At 72.7% G+C, this 17,323-nt stretch carries 12 protein-coding genes and 1 pseudogene; 4 read left to right on the forward strand and 9 right to left on the reverse strand.

Annotated features, from left to right (window positions below; all coding sequences use genetic code 11):
- Window positions 1-189: 189 nt before the first annotated feature.
- Window positions 190-2,055 (reverse strand): translation elongation factor 4, encoded by a 1,866-nt coding sequence (gene lepA / locus ACX6XY_RS06760; protein ID WP_460327459.1) that lies wholly within the window; start codon window positions 2,053-2,055, stop codon window positions 190-192.
- Window positions 2,056-2,255: 200 nt separating this feature from the next.
- Between lepA and rpsT the strand changes: the two genes are divergently transcribed.
- The gene (rpsT, locus tag ACX6XY_RS06765; RefSeq protein WP_460327462.1) at window positions 2,256-2,522 is read left to right on the forward strand and encodes a 30S ribosomal protein S20; all 267 of its coding nucleotides are present in this window, start codon (window positions 2,256-2,258) and stop codon (window positions 2,520-2,522) included.
- Window positions 2,523-2,993: 471 nt separating this feature from the next.
- Here the strand turns inward: rpsT and holA are convergent, their stop codons facing one another.
- The 8 genes from holA to ACX6XY_RS06805 form a co-directional block, all read right to left on the reverse strand.
- Window positions 2,994-3,986 carry a DNA polymerase III subunit delta gene (gene holA / locus ACX6XY_RS06770; RefSeq protein WP_460327464.1) on the reverse strand — a complete coding sequence of 331 codons (993 nt, stop codon included), beginning with the start codon at window positions 3,984-3,986 and terminating at the stop codon, window positions 2,994-2,996.
- A gap of 38 nt (window positions 3,987-4,024) precedes the next feature.
- On the reverse strand, window positions 4,025-4,270 hold the full coding sequence (locus ACX6XY_RS06775; protein ID WP_460327466.1) for a hypothetical protein: 246 nt from the start codon (window positions 4,268-4,270) through the stop codon (window positions 4,025-4,027).
- Between the two features lie 95 nt (window positions 4,271-4,365).
- Window positions 4,366-6,873, reverse strand: coding sequence for a ComEC/Rec2 family competence protein (locus ACX6XY_RS06780; RefSeq protein WP_460327468.1), 2,508 nt, complete (start codon window positions 6,871-6,873; stop codon window positions 4,366-4,368).
- Window positions 6,870-7,592: a helix-hairpin-helix domain-containing protein gene (locus ACX6XY_RS06785; RefSeq protein ID WP_460327470.1), complete on the reverse strand. Its 723-nt coding sequence runs from the start codon at window positions 7,590-7,592 to the stop codon at window positions 6,870-6,872. The genes ACX6XY_RS06780 and ACX6XY_RS06785 overlap by 4 nt, the downstream gene beginning before the upstream one ends.
- Before the next feature lie 431 nt (window positions 7,593-8,023).
- Window positions 8,024-8,869, reverse strand: coding sequence for a DegV family protein (locus tag ACX6XY_RS06790; RefSeq protein ID WP_460327472.1), 846 nt, complete (start codon window positions 8,867-8,869; stop codon window positions 8,024-8,026).
- Window positions 8,870-8,921: 52 nt separating this feature from the next.
- Window positions 8,922-9,737, reverse strand: coding sequence for a hypothetical protein (locus tag ACX6XY_RS06795; RefSeq protein ID WP_460327474.1), 816 nt, complete (start codon window positions 9,735-9,737; stop codon window positions 8,922-8,924).
- A 138-nt stretch (window positions 9,738-9,875) separates the two neighbouring features.
- On the reverse strand, window positions 9,876-12,737 hold the full coding sequence (gene leuS / locus ACX6XY_RS06800) for a leucine--tRNA ligase (protein ID WP_460327476.1): 2,862 nt from the start codon (window positions 12,735-12,737) through the stop codon (window positions 9,876-9,878).
- A gap of 257 nt (window positions 12,738-12,994) precedes the next feature.
- On the reverse strand, window positions 12,995-13,450 hold the full coding sequence (locus ACX6XY_RS06805; RefSeq protein ID WP_460327478.1) for a pyridoxamine 5'-phosphate oxidase family protein: 456 nt from the start codon (window positions 13,448-13,450) through the stop codon (window positions 12,995-12,997).
- A gap of 147 nt (window positions 13,451-13,597) precedes the next feature.
- Here ACX6XY_RS06805 and ACX6XY_RS06810 point away from each other — a divergent pair.
- The 3 genes and pseudogenes from ACX6XY_RS06810 to ACX6XY_RS06820 all read left to right on the forward strand — a co-directional run.
- Window positions 13,598-14,212: pseudogene (locus ACX6XY_RS06810) on the forward strand (arylamine N-acetyltransferase family protein); the annotation flags it as partial.
- Between the two features lie 277 nt (window positions 14,213-14,489).
- Entirely contained in the window at window positions 14,490-15,620 is a 1,131-nt protein-coding gene (locus ACX6XY_RS06815; protein ID WP_460327480.1) for a hypothetical protein, read from the forward strand.
- Entirely contained in the window at window positions 15,617-17,197 is a 1,581-nt protein-coding gene (locus ACX6XY_RS06820; RefSeq protein ID WP_460327482.1) for an NADH-ubiquinone oxidoreductase-F iron-sulfur binding region domain-containing protein, read from the forward strand. The genes ACX6XY_RS06815 and ACX6XY_RS06820 overlap by 4 nt, the downstream gene beginning before the upstream one ends.
- Window positions 17,198-17,323: the final 126 nt, after the last annotated feature.

Genomic DNA, 17,323 nt, shown 5'->3' on the forward strand with positions numbered 1-17,323 from the left:
CCGGGCCCGCGGCAGTGCAGTCGACTGCGGCCACTTGTTTAACTGGCGAGTAACCTTGAGCAGTGATCAGGGTAGAGCCCGTTCGCCCGACGCGTAAGAGGCCGCGACCTGTCACTTTCCACAAACCCCGAACAGCCGACGGGCCCACCGCGCGTCAGCGCGGCAGGCCCGTCACACATTCCTCACGCCCTACTTCTTCTTGGACGCACCCTCGTCACTGGAGAGCACCGCGATGAAGGCCTCCTGCGGAACCTCCACGGAACCGACCATCTTCATCCGCTTCTTGCCCTCCTTCTGCTTCTCCAGGAGCTTCCGCTTACGGGAGATGTCGCCGCCGTAGCACTTGGCGAGCACGTCCTTGCGGATGGCCCGGATGGTCTCGCGGGCGATGACCCGCGAACCGATCGCCGCCTGCACCGGGACCTCGAAGGCCTGGCGCGGGATGAGTTCCCTGAGCTTGGCGACCAGCCGCACCCCGTACGCGTACGCCTGGTCCTTGTGGGTGACGGCCGAGAAGGCGTCGACCTTGTCGCCGTGCAGCAGGATGTCGACCTTGACGAGCGACGCGCTCTGCTCGCCGGTGGGCTCGTAGTCCAGCGAGGCGTACCCGCGGGTCTTTGACTTCAGCTGGTCGAAGAAGTCGAAGACGATCTCCGCGAGCGGCAGGGTGTAGCGGATCTCGACCCGGTCCTCGGACAGATAGTCCATGCCGAGCAGCACACCGCGACGCCCCTGGCAGAGCTCCATGATCGAGCCGATGAACTCGCTGGGGGCGAGAATGGTGGCCCGCACGACCGGCTCGTACACCTGGTCGATCTTGCCCTCGGGGAACTCGCTCGGGTTGGTGACCGTGTGCTCGGTGCCGTCCTCCATGATCACGCGATAGACCACGTTGGGGGCCGTGGCGATCAGGTCGAGCCCGAACTCCCGCTCCAGCCGCTCCCGGATGACATCCAGGTGCAGCAACCCGAGGAAACCCACCCGGAAGCCGAAGCCGAGGGCCGCGGAGGTCTCCGGCTCGTAGACCAGCGCGGCGTCGTTCAGCTGGAGCTTGTCCAGGGCCTCGCGCAGGTCCGGATACTCCGAGCCGTCCAGCGGGTACAGCCCCGAGAACACCATGGGCTTGGGGTCCTTGTACCCGCCCAGCGGTTCGGTCGCACCCTTGGAAAGACTGGTGATCGTGTCACCGACCTTGGACTGCCGTACGTCCTTCACCCCGGTGATCAGATAGCCGACCTCACCGACGGCGAGACCGTCGGCCGGGAGCATCTCCGGCGAGTTGGTCCCGATCTCCAGCAGCTCATGAGTCGCACCAGTAGACATCATCTTGATGCGCTCACGCTTGTTGAGCTGCCCGTCGACAACACGGACATAAGTGACCACACCGCGATACGAGTCATAGACCGAGTCGAAGATCATCGCGCGAGCCGGAGCGTCCGCCACACCGACCGGAGCCGGAACGTCCCGCACTACCCGGTCAAGCAGCGCGTCCACGCCCACACCGGTCTTCGCGGAGACCTTCAGCACGTCCTCCGGCTGGCAGCCGATCAGATTGGCGAGCTCCTCCGAGAACTTCTCCGGCTGGGCGGCCGGCAGGTCGATCTTGTTGAGCACCGGAATGATCGTGAGGTCGTTCTCCATCGCCAGATACAGGTTGGCGAGGGTCTGGGCCTCGATCCCCTGGGCGGCGTCGACCAGCAGGATCGTCCCCTCGCAGGCGGCGAGGGAGCGGGACACCTCGTACGTGAAGTCCACGTGGCCCGGAGTGTCGATCATGTTGAGGATGTGGGTCGTGTCCCGGCCCTCACCCTCGGTGGGCGCCCAGGGCAGCCGGACCGCCTGGGACTTGATCGTGATGCCGCGCTCGCGCTCGATATCCATTCGGTCGAGGTACTGAGCACGCATCTGCCGCTGCTCGACCACCCCGGTCAGCTGAAGCATCCGGTCGGCGAGCGTGGACTTGCCGTGGTCGATGTGCGCGATGATGCAGAAGTTGCGGATCAACGCCGGGTCGGTCCGACTCGGCTCGGGCACGTGGGTAGGAGTCGCGGGCACGCAGGGTCCTGATTCTTGAGAACGTCTGCAGCTCTCTGCAGCCTCGGATCATTACGTAGCCCCTATCGTCCCATGAGCGGCGCCCGGCGCTCGGTTTGGGCCGCCAAGAACGCTACTGGTAGCCTGGGCAGCTGTGCCTCGTGGCCCTCTCAAGCGACGTGGCACTCATCAAGATCATCGAACCTGTAAAGGCTCTTTTCGTGGCGAACATCAAGTCCCAGATGAAGCGGATCAAGACGAACGAGAAGGCGCGCCTGCGTAACAAGGCCGTCAAGTCCTCGCTCAAGACCGCTGTCCGCAAGGCTCGCGAGGCTGCCGCCGCCGGTGACGTCGAGAAGGCCACCGTGGCCCTCCGCGACGCCAACCGCCAGCTCGACAAGGCCGTCTCGAAGGGTGTCATCCACAAGAACCAGGCTGCCAACAAGAAGTCGGCGCTGGCTACCAAGGTTGCCTCCCTCAAGGGCTGAGCTCTCGATCTGATCGCCGGTGGGGACTCAGCGGGCCCTCTCATCCGCTCCCGACCGGCACCCCGGTCCGTACGCGATCTGCGTTCGCCACGCGGGTACGGGCCAACCAGCTTGACCGGAAGCCCCGGCGGGCGTTCTTCCCCAGAACCCCCCGCCGGGGCTTCGGCATGCCCAGGGCCCTTCGGGCCCAGGTCTCACGGGTTACCCCGTACCCCCTCCGGGGAGGGTGTCGCCCTGCGGCCCAGGCGAGATCGGTCACCGGGGTCGGTGGGGTTGTGCCCACCCGTTCCGCCTTTGCGGAACGTATGCCCACAACGGAAAGCCGCCCTCGGGCGTGAGGGGGTGGGGTGGGGGGTGCGAGCGGAGCGGGGACTGTGACCTGGGCAGCACGCGGTTCGCAGCTTCCGGGCAACCAGTCGCCGTGAGCACGTACCCCCCCCCCCACCCCCGCCCCACCACGAGACAGAACGCTCAGCGGCGGACGTCGCGGCTCCGCGCGGCACGGGCAATGGCGACCACGGCCTTCTCCAAGGCGTACTCCGGATCGTCCCCCCCGCCCTTGACCCCCGCATCGGCCTCCGCGACAGCCCGCAACGCGACCGCGACACCGTCCGGGGTCCACCCCCGCATCTGCTGCCGCACCCGATCGATCTTCCACGGCGGCATCCCCAGTTCACGCGCCAGGTCAGCGGGCCGCCCACCCCGAGCCGAAGACAGCTTGCCGATGGCCCGCACCCCCTGCGCCAGCGCACTGGTGATCAGCACGGGCGCGACCCCCGTAGCCAACGACCAGCGCAGAGCCTCCAGCGCATCGGCCGCCCTGCCCTCCACCGCCCGGTCCGCGACGGTGAAGCTGGAAGCCTCGGCACGCCCCGTGTAGTACCGGCCGACGACGGCCTCGTCGATCGTGCCCTCGACATCCGCCGTGAGCTGGCTGACCGCGGACGCCAGCTCCCGCAGATCGCTGCCGATCGCCTCGACCAGGGTCTGGCAGGCCTCCGCGGTAGCCGACCGCCCCAGCGTGCGGAACTCACCGCGCACGAACGCGAGCCGGTCGGCGGGCTTGGTCATCTTCGGGCAGGCGACCTCACGGGCGCCCGCCTTGCGCGCGGCGTCCAGGAGCCCCTTGCCCTTGGCCCCGCCAGCGTGCAGCAGAACCAGGGTGATCTCATCCGCGGGCGCGCCGAGATACGCCTTCACATCCTTGACGGTGTCGGCGGGCAGGTCCTGGGCGTTGCGCACCGCGACGACCTTGCGCTCGGCGAACAGCGAGGGACTGGTCAGCTCGGCGAGCGTGCCGGGCCGCAGCTGGTCGGGGGTGAGCTCACGCACGTCCGTGTCGGCGTCGGCCGCGCGCGCGGCCGTCACCACCTCCCGCAGGGCACGGTCGAGCAGCAGGTCCTCCTGGCCCACGGCAAGCGTGACAGGAGCAAGCGGGTCGTCGTTTCCGGGTTTCCTGGCCATCACGGCCAAGCATCCCACGCCCCACTGACAACGCAGGCCTACGGCTCCTCGCGCCAGCCGTCCCACTCGGCCGCGAACTCGTCCAGCTCCGCCGGGTCCAGCCGCCCCCGCGGGTCCTCGATCACCACCAGCCACTGCGCGTCCTCGGCGTCGTCCTCACCGGCCAGCGCGTCCCGGACGAGCTGAGGTTCATCGGCGACCCCGAAGCGCTCGCCGACGACCCGCGCCGCCTCCTCGGCTCCGTCACGGTCAGGGAGCACCAGCACATGCCTCACATCACTCACACGGCCATTTTCTCTCAGCCCCGTGCTACCGCGCGCAGCCCCGTGCTACCGCGCGCAGCCCCGCGCTACCGCGCGCAGCCCCGCGCTATCGCGTCTCAGCCCCGTGCTATCGCGCGCAGCCCCGCTCCCGCGCCGGTGACCGCGATCGCACCGTCCGTGTCGGTGCGCAGCACGGCCGCGCCCTGGGCCCGGAGCGCGGTCAGGGTGCTGGGGGCGGGGTGACCGTAGGAGTTGTCCGCGCCGCAGGAGATCAGGGCCAGCCGGGGCCGGACCCGGCGCAGCAGTTCGGGGTCCTGGTACGCGGACCCGTGATGGGCGACCTTCAGCACGTCGACCGGCCCCAGCCCAGGAGCGGCCCGCAGCAGTTCCCGCTGCGCGGGAGGCTCAAGGTCGCCCGGCAACAGCAGAGTCAAGCCCTGCACACGCACCAGAAGGGCGACGCTCGCGTCGTTGGCGTCCTCGGGAACGGGCCACGGGGGCGCCGGAGGCCACAGCACCTGCCAGCGCAGCGCGCCGACACGACGGCGCTCCCCCGCCTTGGCGCTGGTCAGCGGGATCCCCCGGCCCGCCGCCAGCGCGCGCACGAAATCGGCCTGTCCCGCCGGTTTCTGAACGACCGTGCCCTGGATCGCGCCGACCGCACGGCCCTTCAGCACTCCCGGCAGCCCCGCCACATGATCCGCGTGAAAGTGTGTGAGCACGACCAGCGAGATCCGGGTGACGCCCAGAGCGCGCAGGCAGCGGTCGGCGAGCGCCGGGTCGGGCCCGGCGTCGACGACCACGGCGGAGCCGTCCCCCGCGGCGAGCACCAGCGCGTCGCCCTGCCCCACATCGCACGCCACCGCGCGCCAGCCAGACGGCGGCCAGCCGGTGAGCACACGGTCCAACGGCAACGGCACGGGACGGACGATCACGAACACCAGCAGCAGGCAGCAGACGACGCCGAGCACGGGGCGGCCGAGCAGCCGCCGCCCGAGCGGGACGACGGCGGCCGTGGCCGCGGCGAGGAGCAGCCCGCCGCGCCAGCCGCCCGGCCAGTCGGCGTCGGCGCCGGGCAGCGCGGCTCCCGCCCTGGCGATGTCGGCGATCCACCCGGCGGGCCAACTCGCGCACCAGGCCACCGCCTTGGCCGCGAGCGGCGACACGGGGGCCACGGCCAGGGCGGCGAAGCCGAGCACCGTGGCGGGTGCCACCGCGAACTCGGCGAGCAGATTGCAGGGCACCGCGACCAGGCTGACATGCGCGGCGAACACGGCGACGACGGGCGCGCACACGGCCTGGGCCGCGGCCGCCGCGGCCAGCGCCTCGGCGATCCGGGGCGGCACCCCGCGCCGGCGCAGCGCCGCGCTCCAGCGCGGGGCGACGAGCAGCAGCGCCCCGGTGGCCAGGACGGAGAGGACGAAGCCGTAACTGCGGGCCAGCCACGGTTCGTAGAGCACCAGCAGCAGCACGGCGGCGGCCAGCGCGGGAAGCAGGGACCTGCGCCGCCCGGTGGCGATGGCGAGCAGCGCGATCAGCCCGCAGGCCGCCGCGCGCAGCACGCTGGGGTCGAGTCCGCACACGACGACGAAGCCGAGCGTCAGCGCGCCGCCGAGCAGGGCGGTCAGCCGCAGCGGGATGCCGAGCCGCGGCGCGAGCCCTCCGCGTTCGGCGCGCATGGCCATGCCGGGCGGCCCGATCAGCAGCGCCAGCAGAATCGCGAAGTTGGCTCCGCTGACGGCGAGCAGGTGCGTCATGTCCGTGGCGCGGAACGCCTCGCGCAGCTCGGACGGCACCCGCGAGGTGTCCCCGACGACCAGTCCGGGGAGCAGCGCGCGGGCGTCCGGCGGCAGGTCGTCGGTGGCCGCGCGGAGCCCGGCGCGCAGCCGCCCGGCGGCGCGCTGGAACACGGTGGGCGGTTCGACGACGTGCGGTGGCTCGTCGCCGTATACGCGCAGCACCGCGGCGATCGGGTCGCCGCCGCCCGGCAGCGGGGGCGCGAGCGTGGCCCGCGTCCTGATCCGGGTCGAAGGCAGCAGCGCGAGCCAGCGGTCGGCGGCGCGGCTCCGCACCGTCACCAGCACCGGTGTGCGGGTGACGGTGGCCGCGGTGCCGTCGCCGCTGACGCGGAGGACGTCGGCCCGCAGCACGACACCCGGCGGGATCGTCCGCGCTCCCGAGACACGGGGCCGTGTCTGCCGGGGCACGGCGCTGACCCTCAGCTCGACCGTGGCCCGAGCCTGCTGCCCGGCCAGCTCGGGAACGGGGCCGCGGTGCAGATCGGCCGCGTGCAGCCCGGCCGACGCGGCCCCCGCGGCGGCGCAGAGCAGCACCGCCGCACCGGCCGCCCACCCGTCCCCGGCGACCCCCCGCCACACCCCCCGCGTCGGCCCGCGCGCGGCCGCGGAGCGGAGGCGGCGGACGGCCAGCAGCGCGAGGGCGCCCGCCGCGCACACCGTCGCCGCCACGGCCGTCCAGCGTCCCGGAGCGCCCAGGGCCAGGGCGGTCGCGGCCCAGGCGGCGAGCGCGGGCGGGACGAGACGGAGGTCCGCGGGCGCCTCCTGGCGGGGGATCGCGGCGCCCAGACGGTTTCGGGACGCGGCGTGCACCGGGTGGCGGGTCATGGCTGTACGAGGTCCCGCAGGTCCGCGAAGCGGCGGTCACCGATGCCACTGACCTCGCGGAGCTGCTCGACGGAGCGGAAGCCGCCGTGCTCGGTGCGATAGGCGATGATCTTGCGGGCCAGTACCGGACCGATTCCGGGGAGTGTCCGCAGCTGTCCCTCGGCCGCGGAGTTGAGGCTGACGACACCGCCAGCGGGAGCGCCGGGTACCCCGGCGACCGGCCCCGGCGCCCCCGCTGCCCCCGCCTCCCCCGGCACCGGGGCGGCGGCGCCCGGCCGTTGGCCCACGACCACCTGCTCGCCGTCCACCAGGTGGCGGGCGCGGTTGAGGCCGGTGGTGTCCGTACCGGGCCGGACCCCGCCAGCCGCCCGCAGCGCGTCCGCGACCCGTGAGCCAGGGGGCAGCCGGTGCACTCCGGGCTTGCGGACCTTGCCGCTGATGTCCACGGCGATCCGCGCCCCAGAGGCCGCCGCACCCGCCGCACCCGCCGAGACGGGCGGGCCGGTGGACTCGGACGGGCCCACGGCAGCGGCCCTGGGAAAGGGCGGCGTGGCTGCCTCCCGCACCACATCGGGAGCGCTGACCGGCTGCGGTCGCCCGGTCCAGAAATGGTGCGCCGCGAAGGCGGCCGCCACGGTCAGCAGCACGGCGAGCGCGACCAGACTCCTGCGCTCCAGCCCGCACCGCACCTGAAGCCAGACCGGTAACCGCTCCCGCACGGCCAGCCGCGCCCGCGCCCCCGCCCCCAGCCGGTGGCTCTCCCCTTCCGCGACCCCATCGGGTTCCGTAACCCCGTCGGAAACGGACGCACCAGCAGCACCAGCGGCACCCGCCTCAGACGGGACGGCAGGACGGCCCCCCGGCGGCGCGAGGCCGCCCGTCGCCTCCGGGGCCCGCTCGAAGAGAGCCCGCGCGCGTACGCGCTGGCGCTCAGCCCTGTCCTGCCTGCGCCGAACGCCGGTTCGCGCGCGGGTGGGGCGGTGCCGGGCGCGGCCGTCCGATGCCGGAGGGCGGCCCGGTCCGCTCGTCGCGTCAGAAGTTCGCAGAGAAGCCATGCCGCGACGCTAGACGCCCCGGCGAAAGCGAGTTGATCTTGCTGGATTCCCGTGGATTACTCGGCAGTTGTGGAGAACTCAGCCACCCACACGCGTCACCGCGGCGAGACCACCACACCCAGCAGCCCCGGCCCCGTATGCGCCCCGATCACCGCGCCCACCTCGCTGACATGCAGCTCCGCCAGCCCCGGCACCCGCTCCCTGAGCCGGTCCGCCAGCGCGGACGCCCGTTCCTGGGCCGCCAGGTGGTGCACCGCGATGTCGACCGTGCTCGCACCGGCGCGTTTGACGGCGATCTCCTCCAGCCGGGCGATCGCCTTGGCCGCCGTACGCACCTTCTCCAGCGGCTCGATCCGCCCGCCGTCCAGTGCGAGGAGCGGCTTCACCGCCAGCGCGGAGCCCAGCAGCGCCCGCGCCGCGCCGATCCGCCCGCCCCGCCGCAGATAGTCGAGTGTGTCCACATAGAAGTACGCGGAGGTGGACGCGGCCCGCTTCTCGGCCGCCGCGACCGCCTCGTCCACGGTGCCCCCCGCCTCCGCGGTCTCCGCCGCGGCCAGCGCGCAGAAGCCCTGAGCCATCGCGATCATGCCGGTGTCCACCACGCGTACCGGCACGGGGGCGTCCTTCGCCGCCCATACGGCCGCGTCGTACGTCCCGGAGAGCTCCGCCGACAGGTGCAGCGAGATGACGCTCTCGGCTCCCGCTTCGGCGGCCGCGCGATAGGTCTCGGCGAAAACCTCGGGGCTGGGTCGCGAGGTCGTGACGGGGCGGCGCTTCTGCAGCGCCTGGGCGAGCGAGCGGGCCGAGATCTCGGTGCCCTCCGCCATCGCCTGGCCGTCCACGACCACGGTCAGCGGCACCGCCGTGATGCCGTGCCGCTCCATCGCCCGCTGCGGCAGGTAGGCCGTTGAGTCAGTGACGATCGCGACATGGCGGGACATGATCTGGAGATTACCCGCCAAGACGCCCGGACGGCAGTCCGGCCCCGTACGGTCAGGCGGTGCCCTCGGGGCGGCGGTCCTTCTGCCAGGGGTAGGGGGTCACCGGGCGGCCCGGCTCGATCGCCTGCGGCCCCGCCTCCTCCTTGGCGGGCGGCGGGTCCGGCCAGGTCTGAGCGTCGCCGACCGCGCCGTCGGCCGCGTTCGGTTCAGGCCACTGCCGCCCCTTGGACGGCGCGGCGGGAGACGAGGCAGGAGGCGGTGCCGGAACAGAGGAGGACGACGCGGAGGAAGACGACGCGGAGGAGGACGACGCGGCTCCCGGCTCGGTGGTCCAGTGGCGCAGCGCCCCCGACTCCACCTCGATCTGCTGCCCCAGCGCGTCCAGATCGTCGTCCGCGAGCTTGCGCGCCCGGTCGCGCGCGGCCCACCGCAGCGAGTCGGCCGCCTCCGTGATCCGCTTCGTACGGGCCCGGAGCTCGGGCAGTCGCTCGCCGAGCCGGGTCCGGTCCGGGTCCCGTTCCAGCGTCCGCAGTTCGTCGTCCAGCTCGTGGCCGTGCTCGCTCAGTCGCTCGAAGAGGTTCAGCGACTCCTGGAGCGTGGGGTCTTCGGCGGCCGCGGCGCCCAGCGAGTCCTGGGTGGCCCGCATCGACGTACGCAGCCGAAGCCGCAGCTGTGCGAGCTCGCCCACGGGGCCCGCCTGGGTGAAGGTCTTCGCTCTGAGCGCCGAGTCCTCGACGCTGCGGCGTGCCTGGTTCAGGGTGCGGTCCACGCCGCGCTTGGCCGCCTTCACCACCTTGACGGTGACGAAGACCCCCAGCGACACGAACAGTACAAAGAGCATCGCCAGTACGACGAGCACTGCATCCACGACGGGCTCCTTGGAGGGATCTGGGCGTCCCCGATATCTGCGCGGTCACTTCCACCGTAAACGCTGACGGGCAGGCCGAGGGTTCCCTGGAACCCCCAACCTGCCCGTAGGGGAAAGCCCGTATACCCAGCCGCCCGGCTACGCGGGAACGATGTTCACCAGCTTCGGCGCCCGGACGATCACCTTGCGGACGCCCGCGCCGTCCAGCGCGGCGACCACCTTCTCGTCGGCCAGCGCCAGCTGCTCCAGCTCCGCGTCAGCGATCGAGGGAGAGACCTCCAGGCGGGCCTTGACCTTGCCCTTGACCTGCACGACACAGGTCACGGTCTCGTCCACGGCATACGCCGGGTCGGCCACCGGGAAGTCCTGGTGCACCACCGAATCGGTGTGCCCCAGCCGGTGCCACAGCTCCTCGCCGACATGCGGGGCCAGCGGCGCGATCAGCAGCACCAGCCGCTCGGCGACGGAGCGCGGCACCGGGTTGCCGCTCTTGGTCAGGTGGTTGTTCAGCTCGGTGATCTTGGCGATGGCGGTGTTGAAGCGCAGGCCCTCCAGGTCCTGGCGTACGCCGTCGACCGCCTTGTGCAGGGCGCGCAGCGTCGGCTCGTCCGGCTCGGCGTCCGCCACCGTGACCTCGCCCGTCGCCTCGTCGACGACATTGCGCCACAGCCGCTGGAGCAGCCGGTACTGGCCCACCACCGCGCGCGTGTCCCACGGCCGCGAGACGTCCAGCGGGCCCATCGCCATCTCGTACAGCCGCAGCGTGTCCGCGCCGTACTCGGCGCAGATCTCGTCCGGTGTGACGGCGTTCTTCAGGGACTTGCCCATCTTGCCCAGCTCGCGCTTGACCGGCTCGCCCGCGAAGAAGTACTTCCCGTCGCGCTCCTCGACCTCGGCGGCCGGGACCGGGAAGCCGCGGCTGTCCCGGTAGACGTACGCCTGGATCATGCCCTGATTGTACAGCTTGTGGAACGGCTCGGCGGACGAGACGTGGCCCAGGTCGAACAGCACCTTTGACCAGAAGCGCGCGTACAGCAGGTGCAGCACGGCGTGCTCGGCGCCGCCCACGTACAGGTCGACGCCACCGGTCGGCTGGCCCTCGCGCGGGCCCATCCAGTACCGCTCGATGGCCGGGTCGACCAGCTGGGCGTCGTTGTGCGGGTCCAGGTAGCGCAGCTCGTACCAGCATGAACCCGCCCAGTTGGGCATGGTGTTGGTCTCACGGCGGTAGCGCTTGACGCCCTCGCCCCGGCCCAGGTCCAGCTCCACGTGGACCCAGTCCTCGTTCCGGGACAGCGGGGTCTCGGGCGAGGTGTCGGCGTCGTCCGGGTCGAAGGTGCGCGGCGCGTAGTCGTCCACCTCGGGCAGTTCCAGGGGCAGCATCGACTCGGGCAGCGCGTGCGCGACGTCGTTCTCGTCGTAGACGATCGGGAAGGGCTCGCCCCAGTAGCGCTGGCGGCTGAACAGCCAGTCGCGCAGCCGGAAGTTGACGGTGGCCTCGCCGACGCCTCGGGCGACCAGCCACTCGGTGATCTTCGCCTTGGCCTCGTCGACGTCCAGGCCGTCCAGCGAGATCTCGTCGTTGGACGAGTTGACCGCCGGGCCCTGTCCGGTGAACGCGCCGCCCTCCCAGTCCTCGGGCGGCTGGACGGTGCGGACGATCGGCAGCTCGAACGCCTCGGCGAACTCCCAGTCGCGCTCGTCCTGTCCGGGTACCGCCATGATCGCGCCCGTGCCGTAGCCCATCAGCACATAGTCGGCGACGAAGACGGGGACGCGCGCGCCGGTGACCGGGTTCAGCGCGTAGGCGCCGCTGAAGACGCCGGTCTTGTCCTTGTGCTCGGTCTGCCGCTCGACGTCGCTCTTGGACTGGGCCTGCTTGCGGTACGCGGCGATGGCGTCGGCCGGGGTGGCGGCGCCGCCGGTCCACGCCTGGCTGACGCCCTCGGGCCACTCGGCTGGCAGGATCGAGTCGATCAGGCCGTGCTCGGGCGCCAGCACCATGTACGTCGCGCCGAACAGCGTGTCGGGGCGGGTGGTGAAGACGGTGATCCGCGCGTCGGGGCGGCCGTCGACGGCGAAGTCGACGCGCGCGCCCTCGGAGCGGCCGATCCAGTTGCGCTGCTGGAGCTTGATGGCCTCGGGCCAGTCCAGCGCGTCCAGGTCGTCCAGCAGCCGGTCCGCGTAGGCGGTGATCCGCATGTTCCACTGGCGCAGGTTGGCCTTGAAGACTGGGAAGTTGCCGCGCTCGGAGCGGCCGTCCGCGGTGACTTCCTCGTTCGCCAGTACGGTGCCCAGGCCCGGACACCAGTTGACGGGGGCGTCGGAGGCGTAGGCCAGGCGGTAACGGGCCAGGACCTCGGCGCGCTCCAGGGGGGCCAGTTCGTTCCACGCGCGCGTGGAGTCGGGGACCGGGCGCTCACCGCTGGCGAACTGGGCGACCAGCTCGTCGATCGGGCGGGCCGTCTTCGCCTCGTCGTCGTACCAGGAGTTGAAGATCTGCAGGAAGATCCACTGGGTCCACTTGTAGTAGTCCGGGTCGATCGTCGCGAAGCTGCGGCGCTTGTCGTGGCCCAGGCCCAGGCGGCGCAGCTGGTCCTTCATGTTGACCATGTTGGCCTCGGTGGAGGCCCGCGGGTGGGTCCCGGTCTGTACGGCGTACTGCTCGGCGGGCAGGCCGAAGGCGTCGAAGCCCAGGGTGTGCAGGACGTTGTGGCCGGTCATTCGCTGGAAGCGGGCGGTGACGTCGGTGGCGATGTAGCCCAGCGGGTGGCCGACGTGCAGGCCCGCACCCGAGGGGTACGGGAACATGTCCATGATGAACTTCTTGGGCCGGGCGACGACCGCCGGGTCACCGGCCAGGTCGCCGGAGGGGTTCGGCGCCTCGTAGGTGCCGTCGGCGTCCCAGAAGTCCTGCCAGCGTGCCTCGATGTCGGCGGCCATGGCGGCCGTGTAGCGGTGCGGCGCTGCCGTCTCAGCAGCGGAATTCGTCTCGCTCATGATCCTTAAGGCTCCATCGATCGTCTCTGCCCGCCGATTTCGGCTGCACGGTCAGCCGAAACGAAAAATCCCCTCGCACAGGAGGGGATGCCGCGCCGACTCCGGCCACGAAAGGTCAGTGGCCGGGACTGATCAGCGCGGCTCGCTAAGCAGAAGGCGTACGGCACGCATGGCGTCAGGGTACCGCAGCGCTCACAGGGCCCGCAGCGAGGTCACGCCCGCCACGCGCGCGAAGCGCCCCGCCGGAGCCCAGGGGGTCAGTCGAGCCAGTTCCCGTCCCGCATGACGACCCGCCCGGCCAGTTCGTTCTCCTCCCGCCAGGTCTTGATCACCTGGGGCACGGCCCGCAGATAGACCCATGTCTCGCGGTCCCGCGGGTCGAACCCGGCCTTGCGCGCGAAGGCGTCGGCGGACGCCGCGGGCAGGTCGGGCCCCTCGACCGCCGTCACCGTCCCCTCGATCAGGACGACGTCTCGGGTGTGTCCGAGCGACAGCATCGCCGGACCGTCCGGGGTGACGTTCCGGGCCGTGACGTTGACCCGCTTCGTGCTCATCAGCAGCGCGCCGCCGTCCCAGACGAACGACAGGGGCACGAGCACCGGAGCGCCGTCCCGCGAGGCCGTCGCGACCCAGACGTCGACGTCCTTCTCCAATCGCTCGCGGACGTCATGGATTCGCTGCTCACGGCCACGGGCCGGTTCTGGGTTCGTCATGGGCGGGACGCTAGCCGAGCACCGCCCCGGCCCGGATCAGGCCGGGGACCTAGGTCCCCGGTCGTGGGCCGCGGGGGACCTCAGTCCGTGGCCGCCGCGCGGACCGCGCCCGAGAATGATCACCATGGACTCCAGCACCGTCGACCGATACCTGGACCGGATCGGCGCCGCCCGCCCCGCGCGCGCCACCGCCGGCGCCCTGCGCGACCTGCATCTGCGGCATCTGCGGGCGGTCCCCTTCGAGAACCTCTCCATCCACCTCGGGGAGGACATCACGCTCGACGAGCAGGCCCTGGTCGCCAAGATCGCCGAGGCCCGCCGGGGCGGCTTCTGCTACGAACTCAACGGCGCCTTCGGCGCACTGCTCACCGCCCTGGGGTTCGAGGTGTCCCTGCTCCAGGCCAGTCCGACCCCGGCGGAACGTTCCGCCTCACCGACGCCCCCTGGGGCGACCTGGACGTCAGCCTGGACGGCGGACCGCAGTACCTCCTGGACCCGCGCCCACGCCGACTGGGCGAGTTCGCGGCGGGCGCCTGGTACCACCGCACCTCGCCCGCGTCCCACTTCACCCGGTCGCTGGTCTGCTCGCTGCTCACCGAGCGGGGCCGGGTCACCCTCAGCGGCCGCACCCTGAAGACCACCGTGGGCACGGAGCGCCACACATCCGAGATCACCGCGGACGCGGACCTGTTGACCGCCTACCGCGACCTCTTCGGGATCACTCTCGACCGGTTGCCTCACGACCCGACCGCACAGCCCTGAGGGGGGTTACTCGGCGTACCGCCCTCTAATGGGGCAACAAAGATCACCGATGACCACTAGATAACAACGCAATAACACAAACACCATACCGGCCGGTATCCGGCGGCTTAGCATGCGGCACAGCGGGACCGCATTGCCGAACCATTCGGAGTCGCCCCCCATGAAACGTCCGCACACACTCCACCGCCTCCGCCCCCGTCGCCCAGCCGCTTCCCGGCCCGCACCGAACGGGCGGGCCACCGGAAACGGGCGGGCCACCGGAGTCGCCAGCGCGGCCGTGCTGTCACTCATCCCCCCGGCACTGCTGCTCATCCCCCTGACCGGAAGTGACGGCTTCCGCGCGGCGCTCGACTTCACCACCGGCGTCCTGTCGCTGGTCTCCCTCACGGCGTCCGTCGCCTGGGGACTGGTCGCGGCCGACCGGCTGTTCCTCACCCCACGGCAGCGGCTGCTCGCCCAGGGCGTGCACCGCGCGACCGGGGCCGCCGCGATCGGCTTCCTTCTGCTGCACGCCGGGGTCAAACTCGCCCTGGGCCATGTGTCGCTGCTCGGCGCGCTCATCCCCTTCGGGATGGGCGTACGCGGCGCGGACGGGCTGATCGGCCTCGGCTCCCTGGCCGGGCTGCTGATGATCGCCGCGGGTGTCACCGGCGCCCTGCGCGGCGCCTTCGCCTCCCCGGCCAGGGTCGCCGGACGCTGGCGCGCGCTGCACATGCTGGCCTACCCGGCCTGGTGCGCCGCGCTGCTGCACGGCCTGTACGCGGGCCGCGAGGCCAAGCCCTGGGTGATGACCCTGTACGGCCTGTGCCTGGTCGCGGTCGCCGGGGCGATCGCACTGCGCGCCGCGCCCAGACCCGTCAAGCAGCGGGTCGCCGAGCGGGTGCTCGACCTGCTGGCCCGGCCCGAGCCGGGCGCGCCCGACCCGACGGCCGCCGCCGCGGCCCAGCGGGAGCCCGCGCCACGGGGCGCTCCGCTGCCGGGCATGGACGCCGCAGCGGACACCGGGCCCGCCCCCCGGCTGCCACGCCAGCGGCAGCGCCAGTGGGCGGCGCCCCCTTCTCCCCCGCTGTACGAGGCGAGACCCTCTTCGTACGACGACCAACCCGCCCAGCCCGCCCAGTCCGCCCAGCCCGCCCAGTCCGACGATCAGTTCGGACCCTTGAGCCGCTCCGGTTCCGACGCGGGTACCGGCCCCGGCATGACGGCCGCCTACCACGCGCTGTCGACGGCGCCCGCCGACCGCTGGCCCGCCCCGTCGCCGCCACCGCCCGCCGAGGCCTTCCGTTCCGCGTACGAGGACACCGCCCCGCCGCCCGCCCCCGACGACGGCGGCACGCCCCACAGCTCCCCCTTCCAGCCGCCGAGCGCCGGTGAGCCGTGGAGCACATCGACGGGAGGCCCGCGGTGACCGGACCGCTGCCCGACGTCCCCGAAGTGCGGGTCGTCGGACTCTCCCAGCTGACCTCGGGGTTCGACCTGGTGGAACGCCTGGACCTCGCCATGCACCTGAAGGTTCACGGCCCGCTGGACCCGATGGGCGGCGAACGTCTGGCCGCGCTCTGTGACGAGGTCTCGCTGCGCGGCAGGGGCGGCGCCGGGTTTCCCTTCGCCGCCAAACTGCGGGCCGTCGCCCAGGCGGCCGTCAGGCAGGGCGTACGCCCCGTGGTCGTCGTCAACGGCAGCGAGGACGAGCCCGCCTGCCGCAAGGACACGGTGCTGATCAACCGCGGCCCGCACCTCATCCTGGACGGCGCGCTGCTCGCCGCCGAGGCCCTGGGCGCCCGCACCCTGGTGATCGGGGTGACCCGCGACTCCACCGAGGCGTCGATGACCGCGGCGCTGGCCGAGCGCGGCCTGTCCGACCGGCGCGGCCGCGCGCTCCGCGCGCGCGTGCGGCGCAATCCCGCCCGTATGGTCACCGGCGAGGCCTCGGCGCTGATCCGCTCCGCGGACGGCGGGCCCGCGCTGCCGCCAGGCCGCCGGGTGCGCGCGGCCGACTCGGGCGTGGGCGGCGCCCCCACTCTGCTGTCCAACGCCGAGACCTTCGCGCAGCTCGCGGTCGCCGCCCGGATCGGGCCCGGCCGCTACCGCGGCACCGGCCTGTTCGACGAGCCCGGCACCGTCCTGCTCACCCTGTCCGGCGACGTGTCCCGCCCCATGGTCGTCGAGGCCCCCACCGGGGTGCCGCTGCGTTACGTACTGCGGCTCGCCGGGGCCCCGCCGCTCCCCCAGGGCGTGCTGACCGGCGGCTATCACGGCAGCTGGCTGGCCGCGACGGCCGCGCACGACGCGGTGGTGTCGCGCGCGTCCCTGAAGGCGCTGGGCGGGTCTCTGGGCGCCGGTGCGGTGCTGCCGCTCGGGGCCGACACCTGCCCGCTGGGCGAGGCGCTGCGGGTGGCGAACTGGCTGGCCGCCGAGAGCACGGGCCAGTGCGGCCCCTGCCGGCTGGGTCTGCCCGCCGCGGCGAACGGCCTCGCCGACGTCCTGAACGGCGGCGGCCCGACCGCCCTGGAGGCGCTGCGAGAGGTCACCCGAGCGGTGCGGGGGCGCGGCGCGTGCAAGCACCCCGACGGCTCGGCCGCCTTCCTCGCCTCCACGCTCGCCGCGTTCCCCGACGATCTGGCCGCGCATGTCCTGAGCGGCGGCTGCGGCCGCGCGACCACCGGCCTGCTGCCGCTGCCGGGGCCAGGGCACGAGGAGCCGGGGGTGCGCAGCGGGGAGCGGCTGGCGGTCGACTGGACGCTCTGCCAGGGCCACGGCCTGTGCGCGGACGTGGTGCCCGAGCTGATCCAGCTGGGCCCCGACGGCTTCCCGGCCGTCGCGGAAGCGGCGGTGCCGCTGGCCCTGCGCGGGGCGGCCCAGCGCGCCGTACGCCGCTGTCCCGCGCTCGCGCTGCGCCTGGAGCGCACGGCGGCCGACCAGCCCGCACGGGCCGCGCTGCCGGGCTCTCCCGGCCGCAAGGCCCTGGGCAGCGGCCGGGGTTGAGGCCGCTGGGCCTGACCTGCGGGGGACTCTGACCTGCGGACACAGGAGAGCGGGGCGCCCCCCGGCGGGGGGCCCCCGGCCGCGGGGATGATGGTGGGGGGAAGGACTTTATAAAACAAGACACCA

The organism is Streptomyces sp. O3, assembly GCF_054788135.1.

Excerpts from the sequence above, each read along its gene's own strand:
- holA (WP_460327464.1), bottom strand. The coding sequence starts at position 3,986 with ATGGCCAGGAAACCCGGAAACGACGACCCGCTTGCTCCTGTCACGCTT.
- ACX6XY_RS06780 (WP_460327468.1), bottom strand. The coding sequence starts at position 6,873 with ATGACCCGCCACCCGGTGCACGCCGCGTCCCGAAACCGTCTGGGCGCC.
- ACX6XY_RS06790 (WP_460327472.1), bottom strand. The coding sequence starts at position 8,869 with ATGTCCCGCCATGTCGCGATCGTCACTGACTCAACGGCCTACCTGCCG.
- leuS (WP_460327476.1), bottom strand. The coding sequence starts at position 12,737 with ATGAGCGAGACGAATTCCGCTGCTGAGACGGCAGCGCCGCACCGCTAC.
- ACX6XY_RS06805 (WP_460327478.1), bottom strand. The coding sequence starts at position 13,450 with ATGACGAACCCAGAACCGGCCCGTGGCCGTGAGCAGCGAATCCATGAC.